Annotated in this window: 4 protein-coding genes; all 4 read left to right on the forward strand. The window is 74.4% G+C overall.

Going from position 1 to position 4,143, the window contains the following annotated elements:
* The coding region (locus CQZ88_RS05770) for a C40 family peptidase (protein WP_258008461.1) at positions 1–450 on the forward strand (450 nt) is incomplete at its 5' end.
* Positions 451–652: 202 nt separating this feature from the next.
* Complete coding sequence (locus tag CQZ88_RS05775; protein WP_006933341.1) at positions 653–1,699, forward strand: NlpC/P60 family protein; 1,047 nt, start codon at positions 653–655, stop codon at positions 1,697–1,699.
* 58 nt (positions 1,700–1,757) lie between these two features.
* Positions 1,758–3,086 carry a membrane protein gene (locus CQZ88_RS05780; protein WP_044475734.1) on the forward strand — a complete coding sequence of 443 codons (1,329 nt, stop codon included), beginning with the start codon at positions 1,758–1,760 and terminating at the stop codon, positions 3,084–3,086.
* Positions 3,087–3,128: 42 nt separating this feature from the next.
* A partial coding sequence (locus CQZ88_RS05785) for a glycosyltransferase family 4 protein (RefSeq protein ID WP_102799382.1) occupies positions 3,129–4,143 on the forward strand: 1,015 nt, incomplete at its 3' end.

Genomic DNA, 4,143 nt, shown 5'->3' on the forward strand with positions numbered 1-4,143 from the left:
GAGCTGCCGGCGGGTGTGACCCTCCCGCCGGAGGTCACCAACCTCGTCCCGCCGGCCCCGCAGGGTGCCGCGCCGGCGCCGGCCGCGCCCTTCAGCGCGCCGGTCACCTCGGTCGCACAGCGCGCCGTGGACGCCGCTCACACCAAGCTCGGCGCCCCGTACGTCTACGGCGCCGCCGGCCCGGACGCCTTCGACTGCTCCGGCCTGGTGCAGTGGGCCTACAAGCAGGCCGGCCTGAACCTGCCGCGCACCAGCTACGAGCAGGCCTCCGCCGGTCGCGCCGTGGACGTTTCGGCGCTGCAGCCCGGCGACGTCGTGTCCTTCTACGGCGGCAGCCACTCCGGCATCTACATCGGCAACGGCAACGTCATCCACGCGTCGACCTCGGGCCAGCCCGTGAAGGTCGCCCCGGTGAACTCGATGCCGGTCGACGGGGCCCGTCGCTACTGAGCGACGACTCGACGACTGCCACGCAGTGGCGCAGCGGGGGCGGACCGGTCGATGCCGGTCCGCCCCCGCCGGTTTTCCGGGATTCGCCTACCCGGCGCTGCGTGACCTACCGGTGGGTAGACACGAACCAATGCCCTTCCGTAACCTGATCGAGATTTTTCGGGTAACGGGTGCGCAACGTCGAACGAAAGGACCTGGTCCCGTGGTGGTGGACAGGACGAAACGGTCGCTTCGGGCGCTGGTGGCAATCGGAGTGCTGCTGACGGTGGCGTTCGCGGCCGCCCCGGCCGGAGCCGACCCGGTGGGGGAGAGCCCCACCGTCGCCCTGGAGCGGCTCGCCGAGCTGTCGCGCAAGTCCGAGCAGACCACCGAGGCGCTGCACAATGCCGGAATCGATCTCGACGCGAAGGTCGACGCCCAGCGCGCCGCCGACGCGGAGCTGGCCCGCGACCGCGAGGCGCTGGCCGCCGCGGAAGCAGAACTCGCGGTCTTCCGCCCGACCGTGGACAAGCTCGCCGTCGCCAATTACCGCGGTGCCCGCACCAACCGGCTGTTCGCCCTGATGGTCAGCGACTCACCCCAGCAGCTGCTCGACCAGATGTCGGCACTCGACGTCATCGCCCAGGAGACCGCCGACCAGGTCGCGGGATTCCGCACCGCGTCGTCGGCCGCCGCGGAGGCGGCGCTGGCGTCCCAGCGCTCGGTCGACGAGGCGCGTGCCGCCGCCGAGCAGGCGCAAGCCGTGCGCGACGATCTGCAGCGGCAGCAGAGCGAGCTCGAGGCCCAGATCGACGAGGTGCTCGCCGCCTTCGCCGAGCTGAGCGCCGAGGAGAAGGCCACGCTGGCCGGCGCGCCGTTCCCGCCGGGATTCGACGCCGAGAAGATCCTGTCGGGCCTCGCCCCCGGTAGCGGCAGCGGTGCCCTGCAGGCCGGCATGACCAGGATCGGCAGCCCGTACAGCTGGGGCGCCACCGGCCCCTCCGCGTTCGACTGCTCCGGCCTCGTGGTGTGGGCCTACAAGCAGATCGGCAAGAGCCTGCCGCGCTCGAGCCAGGCCCAGGCCCAGGGCGGCACCCCCGTCCCGCGCGACCAGCTCCAGCCCGGCGACGTCGTGACCTTCTACGACGACGCCTCGCACGTGGGGCTGTACGCGGGCAACGGCAACGTCCTGCACGCCTCCACGTACGGCGTGCCCGTCAAGGTCGCCCCGATGGACAGGATGCCGTTCCACAACGCCCGCCGGTACTGACGCCCGTCGTGCCGCCACCCCCACGGCGCCGGTGTGAGCGCGACCTACACTGGCCGCCGTGCCCGCGCCCGATTCGTCCCGCCGTCCCCCCGGCAGCCGCCGGTGGGAGCGACTCGGCGTGGCCGGGCTGATCGTCGCGGTCGTGGCCGTCGGCCTCACGCTCGCGTTCACGCCCGACGACGAGCCGGCCGAACCGGCGTCGCGCACGGCCGTGCAGGGGCTGCTCGACACCTGGTCCCGGGCCGTGCGCTCCGCCGACCGGGCGGCGTTGGCGGCCCTCGTGGACCCGCAGGCCCGCCCGGGGTTGCTCGACGCGGAGGTGCGGCGCGCCGAGGCCCTCGCCGCGTTGCCGCTGGCGGACTTCGGTTACGAGCTCGGCCAGGACCCCGGAACCGACGTGACCGACGACGTCGGGGCCCGCCTCGGCGCCGACGAGGCCCGCGCCCACACCGTCCTGCTGCGCTACGCCGTCGAGGGCATCGACGACGAACCGACGCGCAAGCCCGTCACGCTGCTCCTCGCCCGCCGGGGTGAGCAGTGGCGCCTCGTCGACGACCGCCCGCTGCCGGGTGCGGAGACCACCACCTGGCGGGGGCCGTGGGACTACGGACCGCTGCTGGTCCGGGCCGTGGACACCGGGGCCGGGGGGCGGTCCCTCGTCGTCGGGCACCCCGAGCACTCGTCCCTCGTCTCGGACATCGCCGGCGAACTCGAGGCCGCGGTGGAGGCCGTGGACGCCGCGTGGGGAACCGAGTGGCCCCGCCGCGCCCTCGTGCTCGTCACCGCCTCGCACGACGAGTTCACCGCCCAGGTCGGCAGCCGCTACAACGGCGCGGAGATCGCCGCCGTCGCCGTGTCCGACGCTGTCGACCACGAGCGCGGCGAGACCACCGGCCAGCGCATCGTCTTCAGCCCCGCCGCCGGGCAGCGGCTGGACGCGGCGGGCCTGCGGGCGATCCTGCGCCACGAACTCACCCACGTCGCGGCCCGCACCGACACGGTCGACGGGTCGCCGCTGTGGATCCTCGAGGGCTACGCCGACTACGTGGGCTACCGCAACGCCGACGGTGCCCTCGGCGTCATCGCGCCCACCCTCGCCGCCGCCGTCGCCAAGCGTGGGGCGCCCACCGCGCTGCCTACAGACGCCGACTTCGCCGGCGACGGTGCGCGTCTGGCGTACGAGAGCGCGTGGTCGATCGCGACGTTCGTCGCCGGGGAGTTCGGCGGCGATCGTCTCACCGCCCTGTACCGGCGGCTGGCCACCGGGCCCGTCGACGCCGCGGAACTCGACGCCGCGCTCGGCGACGTGCTCGGTGCGGATGCGGAGCAATTCGTCGCCCGATGGCAGACCTGGCTCGAGGCGCAGGTGCCGGCCCGGGTCGGCTGACCCGGCGTCCGCGCCCGCCACGGCACCGCCTACGGTGAGCGCATGCCCCGAACGCTGCTGGTCACCAACGACTTTCCGCCCCGGCCCGGGGGGATCCAGTCCTACCTGCAGGCGTTCGCGTCCCAGTTGCCCCCGGACGAACTCGTCGTGTACGCCCCGCGATGGCGCGGTGACAGCCACGTGAAGTTCGACGCCCGGCAACCCTTCGAGGTTGTCCGCCACCCCACCACCCTGATGCTGCCGACCCCCGCAGTGGCACGGCGGGCCACCCGGCTGATGAGCGACCGGGCCTGCGAGAACGTGTGGTTCGGCGCCGCGGCGCCGCTCGCCCTGCTCGCGCCCGTGCTGCGCCGCGCCGGTGCCCGCCGGGTCCTCGCCAGCACCCACGGGCACGAGGTGGGCTGGTCGATGGTGCCCGCCGGACGGCAGGCGCTGCGCCGCATCGGTGACCACACCGACGCCGTCACGTACGTCAGCCGGTACACCCGCGGTCGATTCGCCTCGGCGTTCGGGCCCGGCGCGGGGCTCGAGCATCTGCCCTCCGGCGTGGACACCGAGGTGTTCCGGCCGGACCCCGCCGCTCGCGCGGAACTGCGCGCCCGGTACGGGCTGGGCGACCGGCCCACCGTGCTGTGCCTGTCCCGGCTCGTGCCCCGCAAGGGCCAGGACATGCTCATCCGTGCGCTGCCGGAGGTCCGCCGTCGCATCGACGGGGCGGTGCTCGTGATCGTCGGCGGCGGCCCGTACCAGGACCGCCTCCGGGACTTGGTCCGCGCGGTCGGGGTCGACGACCACGTCGTGATCACCGGCGGGGTGCCGGCTGCCGAACTCCCCGCCCACCACACCATCGCGGACGTGTTCGCGATGCCGTGCCGTACGCGCGGCGCCGGCCTCGACGTCGAGGGTCTCGGGATCGTCTACCTCGAGGCGTCCGCCACCGGGGTGCCCGTGGTGGCGGGCCGGTCCGGCGGTGCGCCGGAGACCGTACGCGCAGGGGAGACCGGGGTCGTCGTCGACGGCACGTCGGTCGCGGCGGTCGCGGGCGCCGTCGCCGACG

Source organism: Rhodococcus sp. ENV425, from assembly GCF_002887785.1.
GTDB classification, from domain to species: Bacteria; Actinomycetota; Actinomycetes; order Mycobacteriales; family Mycobacteriaceae; genus Rhodococcus; species Rhodococcus aetherivorans.